The organism is Mycobacterium sp. NGS34, assembly GCF_059812845.1.
Window position 1 is genome coordinate 130,159 of record NZ_JCALDM010000010.1, and the last position, 20,965, is coordinate 151,123.

At 69.8% G+C, this 20,965-nt stretch carries 7 protein-coding genes; 4 read left to right on the forward strand and 3 right to left on the reverse strand.

The features are described from left to right. Positions 1-4: 4 nt before the first annotated feature. The 3 genes from AC5Y7V_RS22880 to AC5Y7V_RS22890 form a co-directional block, all read right to left on the reverse strand. Positions 5-2,206 carry an acyltransferase family protein gene (locus AC5Y7V_RS22880; RefSeq protein ID WP_499882309.1) on the reverse strand — a complete coding sequence of 734 codons (2,202 nt, stop codon included), beginning with the start codon at positions 2,204-2,206 and terminating at the stop codon, positions 5-7. A 140-nt stretch (positions 2,207-2,346) separates the two neighbouring features. Further along, complete coding sequence (locus AC5Y7V_RS22885; protein WP_499882356.1) at positions 2,347-3,396, reverse strand: NAD-dependent epimerase/dehydratase family protein; 1,050 nt, start codon at positions 3,394-3,396, stop codon at positions 2,347-2,349. Between the two features lie 133 nt (positions 3,397-3,529). Beyond that, positions 3,530-5,743 carry an acyltransferase family protein gene (locus tag AC5Y7V_RS22890; protein ID WP_499882310.1) on the reverse strand — a complete coding sequence of 738 codons (2,214 nt, stop codon included), beginning with the start codon at positions 5,741-5,743 and terminating at the stop codon, positions 3,530-3,532. Between the two features lie 193 nt (positions 5,744-5,936). Between AC5Y7V_RS22890 and AC5Y7V_RS22895 the strand changes: the two genes are divergently transcribed. The 4 genes from AC5Y7V_RS22895 to AC5Y7V_RS22910 all read left to right on the forward strand — a co-directional run bounded on the left by AC5Y7V_RS22895 (position 5,937) and on the right by AC5Y7V_RS22910 (position 20,918). Continuing rightward, positions 5,937-7,058, forward strand: coding sequence for a class I SAM-dependent methyltransferase (locus AC5Y7V_RS22895; protein ID WP_499882311.1), 1,122 nt, complete (start codon positions 5,937-5,939; stop codon positions 7,056-7,058). Between the two features lie 17 nt (positions 7,059-7,075). Beyond that, positions 7,076-8,344 carry a glycosyltransferase gene (locus AC5Y7V_RS22900; RefSeq protein WP_499882312.1) on the forward strand — a complete coding sequence of 423 codons (1,269 nt, stop codon included), beginning with the start codon at positions 7,076-7,078 and terminating at the stop codon, positions 8,342-8,344. Between the two features lie 88 nt (positions 8,345-8,432). Beyond that, a complete protein-coding gene (locus AC5Y7V_RS22905) occupies positions 8,433-9,668 on the forward strand; it encodes a glycosyltransferase (RefSeq protein ID WP_499882313.1) in 1,236 nt (411 codons plus the stop codon). 225 nt (positions 9,669-9,893) lie between these two features. Then, positions 9,894-20,918 carry a type I polyketide synthase gene (locus AC5Y7V_RS22910; RefSeq protein ID WP_499882314.1) on the forward strand — a complete coding sequence of 3,675 codons (11,025 nt, stop codon included), beginning with the start codon at positions 9,894-9,896 and terminating at the stop codon, positions 20,916-20,918. Positions 20,919-20,965 lie beyond the last annotated feature (47 nt).

Here is a 20,965-nt window from a genome sequence, read left to right on the forward strand (position 1 = left end):
GCGTTCAACCGTGGGCGAGCGTGCGGTCGGCCAGCGCCGCGACCGCCGGCGCCAACAGCCGGGAGTACTCGAACGTCAGATGACTCCGGTCGAGGTAAACAAGGGTATTGCCGACGATGACCGGGCAGCGGTTGGTGGTGCAGAACAGATCGGTGATGTCGGCATATTGTCCGCCGGCGGAGGTGGTTGCCGCGGATTCGGCCGTGATCCCGGTTTCGTTCACCGCCGCCGATCTGGACGGCGAGCAGGCGCTCGCGTCATCGAGGTGGCCCGACAAGCAGATCGGCACGTACGACTGCGGGTCGGGGGTCGGCCCGAGCGCCAGCACCTGCGCACCGGTGCCGCGCAGCTCCTGGATCAGGCGGAAGAAGCTGTTGTTCCACGCCGAGTCGTAGGACGTGAAGCCCGACGGCAAACCGTAGCGGGCGCCGTACTGGCGCATCACGCTGAGCACGATCAGCCGCGGGTGCTCGGCGCCCAACCGGGCGAGGATCTGACCGCGCCACCGCGTGCACTCGGTGTATTCGCGGTGCAGGTTGGGGCTGACGATGTGCAGGTCCAGCAGTGGGCAACCGGCCTTGGCCATCATCTCCAGCCGCCAGTGCCGCTGGGTGGCGATCTGCTGCAACGCCGGGTTCCACATCACGGCGGTGGAGTCGCCGACCAGGGCCACCGTCGTCGCTGACGAGGTGTCGCCCGTCGCGCACTCCGGCTGCCCGTCCTGGGAAAAATTGCGCATGCAGCCGTCGCGGAAAAAGACCTGGTGTTCGGCCGCGGCGTCGGCCAGCGGGGGATCGAGGTTCGAGGGCACCGATCTGAGGTCGGCCGACGCCGCCACCGCCGCGTGCACTTGCGCGAACGCCTGCTGTACCGCGGCGTCGTAGGCGGCCATGGCGGCGCCCGCGGGGGGAGGCGCCGCGGTGATGGACAGCGGCGCGGCCGGTGCGCCGCGCCCGACCGGGGTGGGCACCCACACCAGCAGCGCCACGCCCACGCAGACCGCCACCGCGGTGGACACGCCGCCGAGTAAGAGGCTGGCCCGCGCCGAGCGGCGCACGGGATCGGCGAACCGCAGCGGGTTTTCGATGAATCGCAGCGTCAGCACGGCCAGCGCGCCGGACGCGACGGCCGTCGTCAACCTGGCGGCCAGCCCCAACGGGTGGCCAAGCAACGCCGGCGTCAGCAGCAGCACCGGCCAGTGCCACAGATACCACGAGTAGGAGATCCGCCCGATCGCGCGCATCGGCGAGGATCCCAGCACGCGGCCGCATCCCTGCGACGGCGTGGCACAGCCGGCGCCGATCACCAGCATCGCGCCGAGCGTGGGCAACAGCGCGGCGGTACCCGGGTACAGCGTGGCCGAATTGAACTGGTTGCAGCCGACCACGATGAGCGCCAGCCCGGCCCATCCGGCCAGCGCGGCAGCGCGTGCCGGCAGGCGGCGCCACCGGTCGGCCGTGAGGGCTATCAGCCCGCCGGCGGCCAACTGCCAGGCCCGGGTGGGCAGCGAGAAGAACGCGATCGCAGGTGCCGCCTCGGTGATCACGAACGACAGCGCGAACGACGCGGCCGCGACGAACGCGAGGACCACGAGATACGGGCGCTGCGACGACGGCGGCGCGGGGTCGGTGCCGGTCTTGGCGCGCCGGCGCGCACGCCGGACGAGCCACGCCGTCCCGATGATCAGGGCCGGCCAGACCAGGTAGAACTGTTCCTCCACCCCGAGTGACCAGTAGTGCTGGAACGGCGAAGTCGGCGTCATGCCGCCGAAGTAGTCGACGCCCTGCTGAATGAACCAGTAGTTGCTGACATACAGCGCGCTCGCGATGCCGTCGAAGATGACGCCCCGGGCCTGTAGCGGGGGGAGCAGCACGGCCGAGCCGATCAGGGTGACCACACCGACGGTGGCCGACGCCGGCAGCAGCCGGCGGGCCCGGGCCCCGTAGAACTTGCCCAGCCCGACGGTGCCGGTCCTGCTCACCTCGCGCCACAGCAGTCCGGTGATCAGGAAGCCCGAGATGACGAAGAAAACGTCCACCCCGATGAATCCGCCGTCGACCCCGGGCACGTCGGCGTGGAACAGGACGACCGCCAGCACCGCGACCGCGCGCAAGCCCTCGATGTCCGGGCGGAACCGCGACTGTGCCGAGGGCCGACCCTGCGCCTCTTCGGTAGGGCGAACGCTGTCGGACTGGCGCAAGGTCACCTACCTGAAAGAGGGCACGTTCTCGAATCGAGGAATTATCACACACCCGTTCAACAGGCTCGACCGATTCCAGCACGCACCATCCGACCCGCGCCAACCGTGGTGGCCGATCGGCGCCGGCGGCGGTTTGACGTGGGTGGTTAGGCCTGCTCGCCGATCCAGTGGAGCAGAGCGCGCAGCCCGTCCTCGAGCGTCCACTTCGGGCTCCAGCCGAGCTCGACACCGGCCGGCTCAATGTCGCATCTCGCCGCGCGCACGTCGCCGTCGCGGAATTTCGCCACGACGACCGGTTCGGGGGCGGCGCAGATGGCGGCGATCTTTTGCGCCAGCTCGTGGATGGTGGTCGGGATCCCGGAGCCGATGTCGACGCAGCGGGCCACGGTCGCCGGCTTCTCGATCGCGGCGAACAGCGCCTGCACGACATCATCTATATAGATGAAATCGCGCACGATCCGTCCGTCTTCGTAGACCTCCAGCGCCTGTCGCTCGCGCGCCAACCGGGCGAACAGGGCGACTATCCCGGTGTAGGAGTTGGTTAGCGACTGGCCCGGCCCGAAGACGTTCTGCAGCCGCAGCATGCTCACGTTGGTGTCATGAGCCGCGGTCCAGGCGGACAGGATGTGCTCCTGGGCGAGTTTGGTCGCGGCATAGATGTTCGTGGGTCGCGGCTCCGTTCGTCCCGCACAGCTCGGCAGCGGGATCGCGGGATCGTCCGTCGGCCCCTGCGGGTCCCAGATGCCCGCCAGGAGCTGGGCGTGGCTGCGGGGCTGCGGGTAGAAGACCTGCGCGCCGCATTGCCAAGCCCCCTCGCCGTAGACGGCCCTCGACGAAGCCAGGACGAGCTGGTCTGGCACGTGTCCCGAACGGCCCAGGGCATCGAGAAGTTGGGTCGTTCCCACCACGTTCACCGAACCGTGGCGCGTCGCCTCGGAAAGCGACTGCGCCGTACCCGTCTCGGCCGCCAGATGGACGATCTGGGAAGGACGGAACAACCGGAGCACCGCGTCGCAGTCCGGGGCGTGGGTGACGTCGCCGGTGAACAACCGCACGGATGGCGGCAGGTTGACCGCGGCACCTTCGGCATGGACCTGCGGGTGAAAGACGTCCATGACGGCGACGTCGTAGCCGGCTCCGACGAGGCGGCGGGCAAGGGCGGACCCGATGAATCCCGCCCCGCCAGTGATGAGCACCGATGTTGACAACTGCCGACGCCTCCGGTTCCTCCGCGCAGAGAATTTGGTGACCGGCACGCGTTGCCGTGGGCGCGGTCCGGGTGATCATAACGGCAACCCGTAGCTTGATCGCCCGTATCGGCGGTACGGGTCAGCCCCCGGCAGGCGTGCGGTTGGCCGCCGCCCCGGATGCGCCGGCGAGGGCGCGTTCGGCGAGCGCGCCCATCGCGGGGGCGAGCGCACGGGCGTATTCGCTCGTCACGTGATCGTCGAAATACACCATGGTGTTGCCCACGACGACCGGGCACCGGTCGGCGGTGCAGAACAGCTGGGTGAGGTTTTCGTAGTGTCCGTCGCCGGCCTTGGTGGCGGCGGTCTCGTCCGCGATGCCGGCCCGGTTCAACGCCTTCGAGCGCGGCGACGAGCAAGCCGTCGCGTCGTCGAGGTGGTCGGACAGACAGATCGGCACCGACTCGTACGGGTTCGGCACCGGCCCGAGCACCAGCACCTGCGTACCGATACCGCGCAGCTGCTGCACCAGACGGGTCAGGCCGTCGGACCACGCCCGGTTGTAGGGCTTGGGCAGGTAGTCCAGGCCGCCGTACCCCCGCGACATGCTCACCACGACGAGCTTGGGGTGCTCGGCGCGCAGCCGGGCCAGCATCGCGGTGCGCCACTGCTCGCAGCGCTGAACGTAGTCGACCAGGCGACCGACGAAGCCGTTGACGGGCAAGCTCATCGGCGGGCACGCCCCCTTGGTCAGGGTCTCCAGCCGCCAGTGCCGCTGCTCGGCGACCTGCTGGAACGCCGGCGCCCACATGGTGGCGTGCGAATCACCCAGCAGCGCCACCGTCGTCTTCGACGCCGGATCGCCCAGCACGCACCCGGGCTGCCCGACCGCCAACAGGTTGCGCTGGCAGCCGTTGAAGAACTCGGCCCGGTATTCGGCGGCCGCGTGAGCCAGCGGCGGTTCGAGGTTCGACGGCACGGCCCTCAGGTTGGTCGCCGCCGCGACCGCGGCCTGCACCTGGGCGAACGCGTCGTGCACCGCCGCGTCGTAGGCGTCGATGCCGGAGCCCGGCGGGGGAGTCGACGCGGTGATGCTCAACCGCGCGGCGGGCGCGCCGCCGCCGACCGGGTCGGGCACCTCGTCGATCAGCACCACGCCGACGCAGACGGCGGCGGCGGTGGCGACACCGCCCAGCGCGAGGCTGGCCAGGGCGGACTGGCGTATCGGCGCGGCGAATCGGAAGGGATCCTCGATGAAACGCAGGGTGAGCACGGCCAGCGCCCCCGAGACGAGGACGGTCGCCAGCCTGCCGGCCAGCCCCAGGGGGTGGCCCAGCAACGCCGGCGCGAGCAGAAGCACCGGCCAGTGCCACAAGTACAAGGAGTAGGAGATGCGGCCGATCGCGCGCATAGGCGCCGCAGCCAGCACGCGGCCGCATCCCCGGGCGGGCGCGGCGCAGCCGGCGCCGATCACCAGCACCGCACCCAGCACCGGCAACAGCGCGGCCGTGCCCGGATAGAGCGTGCCCGGGCCAAGCAGGCAGCAGGCCAGCAGGATCACCGCCAGACCCGCCCAGCCCAGGATGGTGGCGGCGCGCGCCGGCAGCCGGCTCAACCGGCCGGCCATGAGGGCCACCAGGCCCCCCGCGGCCAACTGCCACGCCCGGGTGGGCAGGGAGAAGAACGCGACGGAGGGCGCCACGAAAGTGGCGGCCAGCGACAGCGCGAACGACAGCGCCGCGACGAGGGCGAGGACCACCAGATACGGGGTCTGCTTGGACGGGCTCCCGGCCTTGCTGCGCCGGCGCACCAGCCGGACGAGCCACGCCGTGCCGATGATCAGCGCCGGCCACACCAGGTAGAACTGCTCCTCCACGCCCAGCGACCAGTAGTGCTGAAACGGCGACGGCGGCTGCGCCGGGGAGAAGTAGCTCAGGCCCTCGTGGGCGAAGTGGTTGTTGCTGACGTACAGCGCGCTATAGACACCGTCCACGAGCACGTCGTGGGCCTGCAGCGGCGGCAGCAGGGCGGCGGAGCCGATCGCGGTGACCACGCCGACCAGGGCCGACGCCGGCAGCAGCCGTCGGGCACGGGCTCCGTAGAAGCGGCTCAACTTCACGGTGCCGGCGGAGCTCACCTCGCGCCACAGCAGCCCGGTGATCAGGAAGCCCGAGATGACGAAGAACATGTCGACGCCGACGAACCCGCCGCCCACGCCGGGCAGGCCGGCGTGAAAGAGGACGACGGCCACGACCGCGACGGCGCGCAGGCCTTCGATGTCGGCGCGAAAGCCCGACCCTACTGAGCGCTGACCCCCCCGGCCGTCGATAGGGCTGACGCTTTCGGCGTGGAGCAAGGAAGCAACCTAGAAGAAGAAGAATGAGGACGTGTCCCCCCGGTCGGGGGAAGTATCACACACGTGTTGAACGCATTGGGTATGTTTGCGAATCATTGTTCATCGTCTTCGGCTCGGGAGCCTCTGGCTTCGTGGGCTGTCCGAGAGCTGACGGAAGGCGGAGCTCGCCCATGACCTGGTTGGGAGCGAACCGGTGAGCGTAGTCGACAGCCCGACGGTGGAAAGGCGACAAGTCGACCGGACGAACCTGCACAAGGTGTGGAAAGCGGTCCTCGTCGGAATCGCGCTCGCGCTGGCCGCGGCGTGCTATTTCCAGCCGGTGCTTCTCGCCGTGTTCGGCGGGCTTGTCCTGTTGCTGCTGATTGCGCGCCTGGTGCACCGGGACCGCGACCGCTACATACCGAACCTGTATGCCCGCGACACCAGGGTGTACGACGACGCGTACCGCGCGTTCATCGCCAGCTCGCTCGAGGGCATGCGGCGGTGCAAGATTCCGGGCCACACGCTGTTGTGGGAGGCGTCGCGGCTGCCGAGACCAAGCGGCCAGGGCTCCGACGAACTGCTGCTCGACCTCGGCGTCTGGCTCGGCTGGTCGACGAGGCTGATGTCGGACGCCTCCGGCCGCCAGGTGTACGGCTTCGACACCTTCGAGGGCCTCGTCGAAGACTGGCAGATCGACGACCAGGCCCTCATCAAGCAGGGAACCTTCTCGCTGTCGGAACCGCTTGCGCAACGTTCGATGCAGGACACCGGTGTGATCCTGCACGACGGGGTCCCCGACGCGCTCGGCCGCAAGGTGCAGTTCGTCAAGGGCAGCACGTACGACACGTTGGCCCCGTTCCTGGCCGATCGACCGGGCGCCCCGATCGCGTTGTTCCACATGGATCTGGACACCTACGAGAGTTGCCTGCATGCGCTGGAAACGTGCAAGGACCGCTTCGTCGAAGGATCCATTCTCGTCTTCGACGAATACCTCGTCACCAACGCCGAAATGCTGGCGTTCTTCGAGTTCGCCACCAAGTACGAACTGGAGTGGCGATACCGCGCGTGGGGCCTCGAGATCATGGAGATGAATCTCGAGATGGTCGTGTCGCGGTGGAAGCGGGCGACCTACTACCTGCCCTGGATTCTGGGGTACTGGATGGTGGGCGACGGCAGCTACGTCTGGAAGTTCTTCGGCAAGCGGTTTTGGCGGTTCTGGCTGGGCGCGCCGATCGGCGACATCTTCTTCATGCTCGGAGCCGCCGGACAACGCAAGTCGGTCAGCCTCGAGATCACGGGTCTCGGCAAGCTGGACCCGAACCGCCCAGCGTGACCTAGGACTGGGCCGCGATGAAGTTTGTGTTGGCAAGCTGGGGAAGTCGCGGTGATGTCGAGCCCAACCTCGCCGTCGGGCGTGAGCTGATGCTGCGAGGGCACGACGTGTGCATGGCCGTCCCGCCCGATCTGGTCGCCTTCGCCGAGGCGGCCGGGGTCGCCGGGGTCGGCTTCGGACCGGAGTCGAAGTCCATCCTCGACTCGCACCGCGAATTCTGGACCTGTTTCTTCAGCCACCCCTGGCGGATCAGGGATCTGACGAGGGCGCGGCTCGCGATCGGCGGGCCTCTACTCCAGGGTTGGCAGGACATGAGCACGACCCTGCGGTCCCTGGCCGACGGCGCCGACCTGATTTTCACCGGCATCAACTTCGAGGACGCGGCCGCCAACGTCGCGGAGTACTACGGCATTCCGTTGGCCACGTTGCACTACTTCCCGCTGCGGCCCAACCGCCAGACCCTGCGATTCCTGCCGGCGCGGCTGCGGCGCCCCGCGGTGGCGGCCTTCTGGTGGGTGTCGTGGCGCGGGATGAAGAAGGTGGAGGACGCCCAGCGCCGTGACCTCGGCCTGCCAAAGGCAACCGGTTCCGCGCCGCGACGGATCACCGAACGCGGATCGCTGGAAATCCAGGCCTACGACGAGGCGGTTTTTCCCGGGCTGGCGGCGGAATGGTCGCAATGGGATCGTCAACGTCCGTTTGTGGGCACGCTGACGCTGGAATTGCCGACGGATGCCGACGGAGACGTCGCGTCCTGGATCGCCGCAGGAACACCGCCGATCGTCTTCGGGTTCGGCAGCATCCCGGTCGAATCTCCGGGGGACACGATCGCCATGATCGCCGCGGCCAGCGCGCGGTTGGGCGAGCGGGCGTTGGTGGTCGCCGGCGGGACCGATTACCGCGACGTCCCGCACTTCGACCACGTCAAGGTGGTTGGCGCGATGAACTATGCGACCGTGTTCCCCGCCTGCCGCGCCGTCGTCCACCACGGCGGCTCGGGCACCACGCCCGTGGCCATGCGCGCGGGGGTCCCCCAGGTGATCCTCTATTGGGATCTCGTGCACGCGGTTTACGGAGCCGCGGTCAAACGGCTCAAAGTCGGCACCGCCAGGCGCTTTTCGACGGCCAGCGAGAAATCGTTGACCGCGGATTTGCGCACCGTCCTCGCCCCCCAGTACGCCGCCCGGGCCCGCGAACTGGCCGGCCAGATGACGGAACCGGCCAAGAGCGCCGCGGCCGCCGCCGACCTGCTGGAGAATTTCGCCCGCCTCAAACGGGCTCGCTGATCGGCCGAGGCGATTTGTCACGCAGGGGCCAGGGCCAGGAAGTATGGTTTAGCACTTGTTAGACCCAAGTAGAAGAGCGAGGAGCTCCATGAAGTTTGTGCTGGCGTGCTGGGGAAGCCGTGGCGATATCGAGCCCGTCGCGGTCGTCGGCCGCGAGCTGGCGCGCCGCGGGCACGAAGTGTGCATGGCCGTCCCGCCCGACCAGATCGCCTTCGTCGAAAAGCTCGGGCTGTCGGCGGTCGCCTACGGGGTCGACTGGTCGGAGAGCATGAAACCGTTGCGCAGCTTCATGAGCCTGTTTTTCCGCCAACCCTGGAAAATCCGGGGCCTGATCAGTTTCTGGCGCGACCGATGGGATGTTTTCACCGGGTGTTGGCAGGACATGAGCAGGACGCTCGTGGCGGCGGCCGAGGGCGCCGACCTGCTATTGACCGGCCAGAGCTGGGAGGAGCAGGCGAGCAGCGTCGCCGAGCACTACAACATCCCGTTGGCCACGCTGCACTACAACCCGATCCGGGCCACCGCCGCCCGGCAGGTGCGGGCGTACGAATGGGGCTATTGGCTGCTGAGCAAGAAGGTCGAGGGCGCGCAGCGTCGCGAACTCGGCCTGCCGAAGGCCACCAAGCCCGCGCCCCAGCGGATCGTCGAACGCGGCTCGCTGGAGCTGCAGGCTTACGACGCGGCGTTGTTTCCCTGGTTGCCGGCCCAATGGGCGGAATACACCAAGGAGCGCCCGAACGTCGGCACGCTGACGCTGGAGTGGCAGACCGACGCCGACGACGAGATCGCGGCCTGGATCGCCGAAGGTGAACCGCCGATTTCCTTCGGCTTCGGCAGCATCCCGGTGGACGACCCGACCGCGATCATGACCATGATCGGCGCGGCCACCGCGGAGCTGGGGGTGCGGGGTCTGGTGATATCCGCCGGCAGCGACTACAGCAACGGCCCGCATTTCGACCACGTCAAGGTCGTGGACACGATGAACTACGCGCGGATCTTTCCCACCGTTCGCGCCATCGTGCACCGCGGAGGGTCGGGCACCACGAACGCCGCCCTGCGCTCGGGCGTGCCCGCGCTGATTCTCTGGAAGCTGCCCGACCAATTCTTCTGGGGAAATCAGATCAAACGATTGAAGGTGGGCACCGCCCGGCGGCTTTCGACGGCCACCACGGAAACGCTCCTGAAGGACCTCCGCACCATCCTCGCCCCGGAATACGCCGCCCGGGCGCGTGAAGTCGCCTCGCAAATGAGCGATGCGTCCAAAGGCACCGTGGCCGCCGGCGACCTGGTCGAGAATTTCGCCCGCGCGCGGGTGGCCGGCTGACCGGCTCGTCGGCGCACCGATCGACAAGCTGCGTGACGGCAGTCTCAGTTACCTATTCGCGTGACAGGCGTCTCACCCAGCAAGTATGGTCTAGAACTTGTTATACCCATGTCGAGTAGACGGTCTGGAGACGCGGTTGAGCATCAATCCCTTCGATGATGGCGGGGGCTGCTTTTTCGTCTTGGTCAACGACGAGAAGCAACAGCAGATGATCGGCGGTCGGAAATGACTGATCTACAGAACGGACTCGAGACACCGAAGCCCGTCCGTGGCTCGCAGGGCACGGGCGAGAGCTTCGCGATCGTCGGCTACGCGGTGCGCCTCCCCGGCGCGCCCGATGCCGACGCGTTCTGGGATGTGCTGAACGAAGGCCGGGACGCGCTTTCGGAGGTCCCCGAGGACCGCTGGGACGTCGACGAGTTCTATGACCCGGATCCCGACGCACCCGGAAAGATCGTCAGCCGCCGGGCCGGGTTCATCGAGGACGTAACGGGATTCGACGCGCCGTTCTTCGGGTTGTCCAACCGGGAGACCATGCTGATCGACCCGCAGCACCGGATCCTGCTGGAGACGGCGTGGCAGGCGGTGGAGCATTCGGGAACCGCCCCGTCGGCCCTGGCGAACACCAAGACCGGTGTGTTCATGGGCCTGGGCACGCACGACTACCTCGGGTTGATCTCCGAACAGCTGAGCTACGAGGAGATCGAGGCATACGTCGCGATCGGCACGTCGTCCGCCGCGGGGGCGGGCCGGATCAGCTACGGGCTGGGCTTGCAGGGCCCGGCGGTGTCCGTCGACACCGCGTGCAGCTCGTCGCTGGTGGCCGTCCATCAGGCGTGCCAGGCGCTGCGCTTCGGGGAATGCGACCTCGCGCTGGCCGGCGGGGTGAACGTCCTGCTCAGCGCGAAGACCGCGATGACCTTCTCGCACGCCCACATGCTGGCCCCGGACGGGAAGTGCAAGACCTTCGACGCCGCCGCCGACGGCTATGTCCGCGGCGAGGGCTGCGGTGTCGTCCTCGTCAAACGCCTCGAGGACGCCATCCGGGACGGCGACCGGATCCGGGCCGTCATCCGCGGCAGCGCGGTCAACCAGGACGGCGCGTCGGGCGGGTTGACGGTGCCCAACGGGGTCGCCCAGCAGCGGGTGATCGCCGAGGCGCTGCAGTGTGCGGGCGTCGCGCCCGGCGAAGTGGGATACCTGGAGGCACACGGGACCGGCACCTCGCTGGGTGACCCGATCGAGGTCCAGGCCGCCGGCGCGGCGCTGGGCAAGGGACGCGACGCCGACCGGCCGTTGCTGATCGGATCGGTGAAGACGAACATCGGGCACCTGGAAGCGGCCGCGGGAATCGCGGGGCTGATCAAGGTGATCCTGTCGCTCGAGCACGAGGTGCTGCCGAAGCACCTGAACTTCAGCAATCCCTCGCCGCACATTCCCTGGGACCGGCTCCCGGTGCGCGTCGTGGACGAGGCCCTGCCGTGGAAACGCGACGGGCGGCCCCGCATCGCCGGGGTCAGCTCGTTCGGGTTCTCCGGGACCAACTCGCACATCATCATCGAGGAAGCTCCAGTAGCGCCCGAAGCCGCGGCACCGGCGCCGTCGGACGACCGGCGGTTCAGCCTGTTGCCGCTCTCGGCGCGCAACCCGGCGGCCCTGGCGGAACTCGCCAAGGCGTACGGCAGCTGGCTCGCCGACCACCCGGACGCCTCGTTGGCCGACGTGTGCCTCACCGCCGGCGCCGGGCGGTCACACTTCGAGCACCGGGCCGCCCTGGTGGTGAATTCGACCGACTCCGCACGCGAGCAACTCGCCGCGCTGGCCGACGACCGCCCCGCGCCGGGCCTGCTGCGCGGTGACTGCACCGACCGGCCGAAGACGGCGTGGTTGTTCACGGGCCAGGGCAGCCAGTACGCCGGCATGGCTCGCGAGCTCTTCGAGACCGAACCGGTGTTCGCCGAGACGATGACCCGGTGCGCGGCGGCCGTCGCCGACGTGCTCGAAAAGCCGCTGCTGGACGTGATTTTCGACCCGGAGGGCGACGACACCCTGCGGCAGACCAGTTACGCCCAGCCCGCCCTGTTCGCGGTGGAGATGGGCCTGGCCCGCCTCTGGCAGTCGTGGGGCTTCGAGGCGGACGTGGTGATCGGCCACAGCGTCGGGCAATACACGGCGGCCTGCATCGCGGGCGTGTTCAGCCTCGAGGACGGCATGCTGCTGATGGCCGAGCGCGGCCGCCTGTTCGGCAGCCTGCCCGAAGGCGGGCGGATGGTCGCGGTCTTCGCCGCCCCCGAGCGGGTGGAAGGCATCACCGACGAGTTCCCCGGCCTGTCCGTCGCCGCCTACAACGGCGCCAACACCGTGCTGTCGGGACCCGTGCAGGACCTCGACCAGGCGGTGGCCGGCCTGGAAGCCGACGGGGTGCGCTGCGACTGGCTCGACACCAGCCACGCCTTCCACTCGGCGCTGCTGGATCCGGTCCTCGACGAATTCGAGGCGTACGCGAACCGGTTCGAGTTCGGCGCGCCGCAAAAGACGTTGGTGTGCAACCGCACCGGCGCGGCCCTGGGCCGAAGCGCCAAACTCGACGGCGCCTACTGGCGCCGACACGCGCGGCAGCCGGTCGAGTTCGCCAAGAGCGTGCGCACCCTGGCCGAACTGCACTGCACGATGCTGCTCGAAATCGGCCCGCAACCGATCCTCACCGCCGCGGCCATGCGGGCGTGGCCGGACCCGGCCACCGCGCCGCGGGCGATCGCGTCGATGCGCAAGAACATCGCCGATCACCGCCAGATCACCGAGGCCCTCGCCAACGCCTACATCGTGGGACACCGGCCCGACTTCGCCGCTTTGGCGCCGGTGAGCGCGCGCAAGCTCGACCTGCCCACCTATCCGTTCCAGCACCGCCAGTACTGGTTCCGTGAGCAGCGGGCCGCGGCCACCCAAAGCGCCAGCCAGCCGTCGGCCATGCGAACCCAGGCCGTCGGGCTCCTGGAGGACGGCCGGATCGAGGAGCTCGCCGCGCTGCTGGGCGGCGGGACCAGCAACCCGCAGACCGTCGATGTGCTGAAACAGCTTGCGGCAGAACACAACCAACAGCGCAACGCCCAGTCCATCACGGACTCCCGCTATGAGATCCGCTGGGAGAGATCCGCCGCCAAGGCCGCCGCGACGGGCGAGGGCTCGGCGTGGCTCCTCGTCAGCGACGACGCCCAGGCGGTCCAGCCGTTGGTCGACGCGCTGACCGCGCGCGGGCACCGGGCCCGAATCGTGGGACTGCCGGTGTCCGACGCCGACGCCGAGCGGCTCCAGGGCGTGTTGCGCGACGCCGTGGCGGACGAACCGGCACTCCGAATCCTGCATCTCGCGGGTGTCGGATCGGACCCGTCACCGTCGACGCAGTCGCTGTTGCGGATGCAACACCAGGTCCTGAGTGGAACGCGGCGACTGTTCTGCGCCGCGGCCGCCGCCGACCTGCGCGCGCCGATCTGGCTGATAACCCGTGGCGCGCAACGGGTCACCGACGCGGACAAGGTGTCACCGGCGCAGTCCTGCCTGTGGGGCTTCGGTCGCGCCGCCGCGCTCGAGCACCCCCGACTGTGGGGCGGGCTGGCGGATCTGGCCGGCAGCGGTGCCGACCAGTGGTCCGCGCTGGTCGACCAACTGGTGTCGGCGCCGGCGGGTGAAGACCAATTCGCGCTTCGGGAGGGCGCGGTCTACGTTCCGCGGCTAGCCCGGCGCTCGGGTCAGCCGGTCGCGACGCCGCTGGCGCTGCGTGACGAGGCAACGTATCTGGTGACCGGCGGGTTGGGTGCGATCGGACTGGAGGTCGCCGAATACCTGGCCGCGCACGGCGCCCGGCACCTGGTGCTGACCAGCCGGCGCGCGCCCGGCGAGGCCGCGCAACAACGCATCGCCGCGATAGCGGAACAGAGCGGCGCCGAAGTCCGGGTCATCACGGCCGATGTGGCCAACCCGCACGACGTCGCCCACGTCCTGGCCACCCTGCGGGCCGACCTGCCGCCGCTGGCCGGGATCGTGCACGCCGCGGGCGAGATCAGCACCACCCCGCTGCAGTCCCTGGATGACGCCGAAGTGGATCGGGTGTTCGCCGGAAAGGTCTGGGGCGCTTGGAATTTGAGCGAAGCCACCGCCGACCTGAAGCTGGACTTCTTCCTCAGCACCTCCTCGATCGCCGGGGTGTGGGGCGCCGGCGGCCAGACCGCCTACAGCGCGGCTAACGCCTTCCTGGACGGGCTGGCCTGGCGCCTGCGTGAGCAGGGTGTGCCCGGGATCAGCGTCAACTTCGGTCCGTGGGCGAACGCGGGCATGGCCGACGAGGCCGCCCGCGCGGAACTGGACAAGCGTGGGGTCCGGCCGCTGTCGCCCGCCGATGCCCTGGCGGGCATGGCCGAGCTGATGGCGCCGTCGGGCAAGGGCGCGTCGCACGGCGTGGTGGCCCGCATCGACTGGGCCAAGTTCCTGCCGCTTTACCAGATGGCGGGGAAGCGCGCGTTTTTCACGCAGTTGCAGCGCGAGGTGCCCGCCGAGGCGGCGGGGGCGGAACCGGCGGCCGCGTCCGGGACCACCCAACTGGTCGACCGGCTCACGGCGGCCCCGGTGCAGCAGCGCAAGAAACTCGTCATCGACTACCTGCGCGACGCCGTCGCGGACGTGACCCGGATCGACCCCGCCGAAATCCGTGAGGAGGCCGGGCTTTTCGACCTCGGCATGGATTCGCTGATGGCCGTCGAACTGCGCCGCCGGCTCGAGCGGGCGGTCGGCGCGGAGCTGCCGTCGACCCTGGCGATGGACTACCCGCGCATCACCGACGTGGCGAACTTCCTCGTCAACGACGTCCTGAGCCTCGACGCGCCGGCGCCCGCCGCCGCGGCGGCGCAGCCTGCGCCAATCGCGGCCGCGGTGACGGCGCGCACGGACGAGCCGATCGCGATCGTCGCGGTGGCCTGCCGCTTCCCGGGCGCGCCCGACCCCGACGCCTACTGGGAGCTGTTGTCCGGCGGCGTCGACGCGATCCGGGAGATCCCGGACGACCGCTTCGACGTCGACGAGTACTACGACCCCGACCCCGAGGCGGCGGGCAAGATCTACACCCGCTACGGCGGATACCTGGAGAGCATCGACGGATTCGATCCGGAGTTCTTCGGTATCTCCCCGCGCGAGGCCGTGTGGATGGATCCCCAGCAGCGGTTGATGCTGGAGATCGCGTGGGAGGGCCTGGAACGCGCCGGATATGCGCCCGCGGCGTTGCGCGGCAGTCGAACCGGCGTGTTCGTCGGTGTGGCGGCCAACGAGTATTCGCAGCTGCTGAACGCGAACTCGGTCGACACCATCGAGGCCCACTTCATCACCGGCAACGCGCTCAACGTCATCGCGGGCCGGGTGGCGTTCGCGCTCGGCCTGGAAGGGCCGGCGATGGCGGTGGACACCGCGTGCAGCGCCTCGCTGGTGGCCGTCCACCAGGCCTGCCAGGCCCTGCATTCCGGTGACTGCGACATGGCGCTGGCCGGCGGGGTGAACGTCTTGGTGAGCCCGGCGTCCATCGTCGCCACCGCGCGCGCCAGAATGCTTGCCGCCGATGGCCGTTGCAAGACCTTCGACGCGGCCGCGAACGGCTACGCGCGCAGCGAGGGCTGCGGGATCCTGGTGCTCAAGCGCCTGAGCGATGCCGAGCGCGACGGCGACCACATTTGCGCCGTCATCCGCGGCAGCGCAGTAAACCAGGACGGCGCGTCCAGCGGTCTGACGGTGCCGAACGGTGGTGCGCAGCAACGGCTTATCGCCGCGGCGCTGGCTCGCGCCGGTCTCGTCGGCGGAGACGTCGATTACCTCGAGGCGCACGGCACGGGCACCTCGCTGGGCGACCCGATCGAGGTCCAGGCCGCCGCGGCCGCCTATGGCGTCGGTCGCGACGCGAATCGGCCGCTGCTGATCGGATCGGCGAAGACCAACATCGGGCACCTCGAATCGGCGGCGGGGATCGCCGGCCTGATCAAGGTCGTGTTGTCCTTGCAGCACGAGGCCCTGCCGCAGAACCTGCACTTCGAGAACCCGTCGCCGAACATTCCGTGGGACTCGCTGCCGGTTCGGGTGGTGGACAAGCCGATTCCGTGGCATGCCAACGGCCGGCCGCGCCGCGCCGGGACGAGTTCCTTCGGGTTCTCCGGCACCAACGCGCACGTCCTCATCGAGGAGGCGCCGGCGAAATCCGAAGCGACCGAAGATTCTTCGGCGGGCGACGTCGCCCCCGACGTGACCGCGGCCACCGAGCAGAGCCCGGTAAACGTGCTGCCGCTGTCGGCGCGCTCGCCGCAGGCGCTGGTGTCGCTGGCGCAGCGCTACGGCGCCTGGCTGGAGGAGCACCCGGACGCCGACATCACCGACGTGTGCTACACGGCGGCGGTAGGGCGTTCGCACTTCGAGCACCGGGCGGCGCTGGTCGTCGACTCGGTGCAGGGCGCCCGCGAGCTGCTGGCCGGGCTGGCCGAGAACCGGCTGGGGCCGGGTGCGGTGCGCGGCGAGTGCGGTGACCCGCCGAAGACCGCGTGGCTGTTCACCGGTCAGGGCAGCCAATACTCGGGGATGGCGCGCGAGTTGTTCGACACGGAGCCGGTTTTCGCCGACACCGTGAAGCAGTGCGCGGACGCCATCGACGCGATGTTGCCGCGCCCGTTGCTCGAGGTGATGTTCGACGACGCAGCCGCGGACACCCTGCGGCACACCTCGTTTGCCCAGCCGGCGCTGTTCGCCATCGAGATGGGCCTGGCGAGGTTGTGGCAGTCGTGGGGCGTCGAGCCCGACGTGGTGCTGGGCCACAGCGTGGGCCAGTACGCCGCGGCGTGCGTGGCCGGAGTGTTCAGCCTCGAGGACGGGGCGCGGCTGATGGCCGAACGCGGCCGGCTGTTCGGGAACCTGCCCGAGGGCGGCCGCATGGTGGCGGTGTTCGCCGACCCCCAGCAGGTGGAGCGCATCGCCGACGAGTTCCCGCACATTTCGGTCGCCGCCTACAACGGCCCGAACACGGTGCTGTCGGGTCCGGCCGGCGATCTGGAACAGATCGTCGCCAGGCTCAGCGGCGACGGCACCCGCTGCACCTGGCTGGAAACCAGCCATGCCTTCCATTCGGAGTTGCTGGAGCCGGCGCTCGACGAATTCGAGTCGTTCGCAAAGGGATTCGACTTCGCAGTGCCGACCCTGCCCCTGGTGTGCAACCGCACCGGCGCGGTGATCACCGCGGAGACCCCGCTGGACGCGCAGTACTGGCGGCGGCATTCCCGCCAGCCGGTGCAGTTCGCCGAAAGCGTGCAAACCGTGGCGGGGCTTGGCTGCTCGGTGTTGATGGAGATCGGCCCGCAACCGGTGCTGACCGGCGCCGCGGTGCAGGCCTGGCCCGAGTCCTCGGCCACCCCGCGTTCCATCGTGTCCCTTCGCAAGGGCGTCGACGCGCGCGGGCAGATCGCCGAGGCGCTGGCCGCGGTCTACGTGGCCGGGCACCGGCCCGACTTCGCCGCGCTGTACCACCGGCCGCACCACACGGTCGAACTGCCCACCTACCCGTTCCAGCGCCGCCGGTTCTGGCCCAAGACCGCCGATGTCGCGATCGACGGCGCCGCCGCCGCCGGAATCCTGGGTAGCGCAAAGGATCTCGCCTCCGGCGACTCCGTCTACACCAGCAGGTGGTCCGTCAAGTCGCAGCCGTGGCTTTCCGACCACGTCATCTACGGCACCGTCGTCGTTCCCGGCGCCACGTACGCGGCGATGGCCATCGCCGCGGTCGGGGCCCCGGCCCAGGTGCGCGACGTCTTCTTCTACGAGCCGATCATCCTGCCCGACAAGAACTCCCGGGAGGTGCAGCTGACCGTGCATCCCGTGGACGGGGGCGGCTGGACCTTCCAGGTGCACAGCCGCCCGTACGGTGATCGCGACGCCGACTGGGCGTTGAACGCCGACGGCCGGATCGTCAGCGCTGACGACGAAGAGCCCGCGCTGGAGCCGACGGAGTCCATCGACGCGGCCTGCGAGCGGCTGGGCCGCACGCGTCCGCAGCAGCTGTTCGACACCTTCGCCGACATGGAGCTGACCTGGGGCCCCACCTGGTCCACGTCGCTCAAGTCGCTGTGGGCCGGTGAAGGCGAGGCGGTCGGCGACATCGCCATCGGCGACGAGCTCGCCGAACAGCTGGGCGCCGAGCCGATCCACCCGGTGCTGCTCGACCTGTGCACCGGGATCGCGTTCCCGGCGTTGGAGGCGGCGCTCGCGGCGACCGAGGACGGCGGGGGACTGAGCGATCTGTTCCTGCCGCTGCGCTACGGGCGGGTGGTGCTGCACGACAAGATGCCCAAGCGGTTCTACTGCCGCGCGCGTTGGCAGAGTGGCGGTCTCGACAGCGAAACGCAGGCCTTCGATCTCGATTTCGTGGATCGCGACGGCCGGCAGCTGGGCGAGATCCGCGACTTCACGGTCAAGCGCGCACCGCGGGAGGCGCTGCTGCGCGGGCTCGGCGGCGACGCCACCCGCAACCTGTACACCCTGGGCTGGGAGGAAGTGCCGGCCCCGGCGTCGGGCGGCGCCACCGGTAACGGCGACGGCACCTGGCTGATCGCCGGGTTCGACGAGCTGGCGGCCGACGTGCCGGGTTGTGTCCCGGTGGACCGCGACGCGCTGGACCCGGAGCGCTGGGCGCGGCTGTTCGCGGAGGCCCAGGAGCGCGGTGCCCCCGTCTCCGGCGTCGTCTGGCGCAGCCCCGGGCGGCCCGACGCGGGAGAGTCGGGCGCCGAATTCGCCGGGCGGCTGGAGACCGAGATCGACGAGCTGCTCACGGCCGTGCGTGCGCTGCTGGCGCAGCAGGACCTGAAACTCACCGGCGGCCTGTGGATCGTCACCGAACGCGCGGTGGCGACCGAGGCCGGCGAGCCGGTGGACGCGGCGCAGTCGGCGCTGTGGGGCTTCGGGCGGACCGTCATCACCGAGCAGCCGAGCCTGCGCTGCCGGCTGGTCGACTCGGACGGCGCCGACGATGCCGTGCGCGCGCTGGCCGGCCTGCTCGGCACGCCCGCGGACGAACCCGAAGTCGCTTTGCGACAAGGGAAGTACTTCGTGCCGCGGCTGCTGCCGTGGGCGCGCGACGGCCACCTCGAGGTGCCGCGCACGACCGACTACATCCTGGATGTGACGGAACGCGGTGCGATCGACAACCTTCGCCTGCTCGAGACGAGGGTGCCGCCGCCGGCGGCGGGCCAGGTGCAGATCCGGGTGGAGGCCGCGGGTCTGAACTTCCGCGACGTGCTCAACGTGCTCGGCCTCTATCCGGGCGACCCGGGCCGAATCGGCGGCGGTGACCTCTCCGGTGTCGTCACCGAACTGGGTGCCGGCGTAACCGGATTCGAGGTGGGCCAGCGCGTCTTCGGCTTCATGCCGGGGTCGTTCACCACGCGGGTCAATGTGCCGGCCCAGTTCCTGGCTGTGGTGCCGGACGGGGTGAGCGCCGTGGGAGCGGCGACCATCCCGGCGGGGGCGCTGACCACCCGGTTGGCGTTCGACTGGGCGCAGGTGGGGCCCGGTGATCGGGTGCTGATCCACGCCGCCAGCGGTGGCGTGGGCCTGGCCGCGATCCAGATCGCGCAGCAGCGCGGTGCGACCGTGTTCGCCACCGCCAGCGCCTACAAGCGCGCGACGCTGCGCAAGATGGGTGTGGAGCACATCTACGACTCGCGCAGCACGGACTTCGCGGACCAGATCCTCGCGGACACCGGCGGTGCGGGCGTCGACGTGGTGCTCAACAGCCTCACGAACGAGGGTTTCATCGAAGCGACCGTGCGGGCGACCGCACAGGGCGGCCGGTTCGCCGAAATCGCCAAGCGGGACATCTGGACGCGCGAGCAGATGGCGGCGGCCCGTCCCGACATCGCCTACGAGATCATCGCGCTGGACTGGTGCATCGAGCACGAACCCGACCGGACCGGGAACCTGCTTTCCGAGCTGGCGGACAGCATGGGCCGCGGCGAACTGGAGCCGCTCGCGGCCGAGGTCTACCCGGTGACGGAGGCCAAGACGGCGTTCCGCCGTATGCAGCAGGCGCGGCACATCGGCAAGATCGTGCTGCAGATGCCGAAACCGCTGCAGCCGCGCGGGGATCGGAGCTACCTGATCACCGGTGGCGTCGGTGCGCTCGGCCTGCACACGGCGGCCCATCTGGCCCAACTCGGTGCCGGTGACATCGTGTTGACCAGCCGTCGCGCACCCGATGCGGACGCGCAGTCGGCAATCGACGACATCACCGAGCGCTACCGAAGCCGCATCCACGTCTTCACGGCCGACGTCGGCGAGCGGTCAGAGGTCGAAGGTCTGCTGGAGCGGATCCGGGCGGACCTGCCGCCGCTCGCGGGGGTGGCGCATCTGGCGGGCGTCCTCGACGACGCGCTGCTGCCACAGCAGACCCTCGAGGGTTTCCGCAAGGCGTTGGCGCCGAAGGCCTTCGGCGGCTGCCACCTGCATCAGCTGACGAAGAACGACGATCTCGACTTCTTCATCGTCTACTCGTCGGCGTCCAGCGTGATCGGTTCGCCCGGCCAGGCCAACTACGCGACCGCCAACGCGCTGCTCGACGGGCTCGTTGCCGACCGCAGGTCCCAGGGCCTGCCCGCTACGGCGATCAACTGGGGCCCGTGGGCCAAGGGCGGCATGGCCACTTCGCACGCCGCCCGCGCCAACCTCAGTGCGCAAGGCCTGATCCCGCTGGAGCCGTCGGCCGCCCTCAACGCGCTCGACGAGATCCTCGCCCACGGAACCGGGCAGGCGACCGTCATCAAAGCCAACTGGCAGCGCGCCGCGAAGGGGCTGGGCGCCTCTCGCCCGGCGATGCTCGACCATGTGCTGCCGAGCGCTGTCGCGGCGACCCGCGGCGACAGCGAGCTGTTGCGGCAACTGCACGAGGTGCCCGAGGCTGAGCGCGGCAGCTTCCTCACGGAATACCTGCGCTACGAGGTCCAGAACTTCCTGAGGCTCGCGCAGCCGCCGGCCGCCACCAGCCGGTTCCTGGAGCTGGGCACCGATTCACTGATGGCGGTCGAATTCAGCAACCGGCTGCTCCCGCAGTTCGGTGGCGCGTTCACGATCAGCGCCACCGCGGTATTCGACTATCCGACCATCGGGTCGCTCGCCGAGTACCTGGCGGGTCAGGTGCCGGAGTCGGATAAGGCGGATTCCGTCGGACTGGCCGAGCCCACCTGATCGACGCCCCGAAATGGACGGGCCAGGGCGGCGTGCGCGCGCGTGTC

Bases quoted from the DNA above. Each gene is read 5' to 3' on its own strand.
- AC5Y7V_RS22900 (WP_499882312.1), top strand. From the start codon at position 7,076: ATGAAGTTTGTGTTGGCAAGCTGGGGAAGTCGCGGTGATGTCGAGCCC.
- AC5Y7V_RS22905 (WP_499882313.1), top strand. From the start codon at position 8,433: ATGAAGTTTGTGCTGGCGTGCTGGGGAAGCCGTGGCGATATCGAGCCC.
- AC5Y7V_RS22910 (WP_499882314.1), top strand. From the start codon at position 9,894: ATGACTGATCTACAGAACGGACTCGAGACACCGAAGCCCGTCCGTGGC.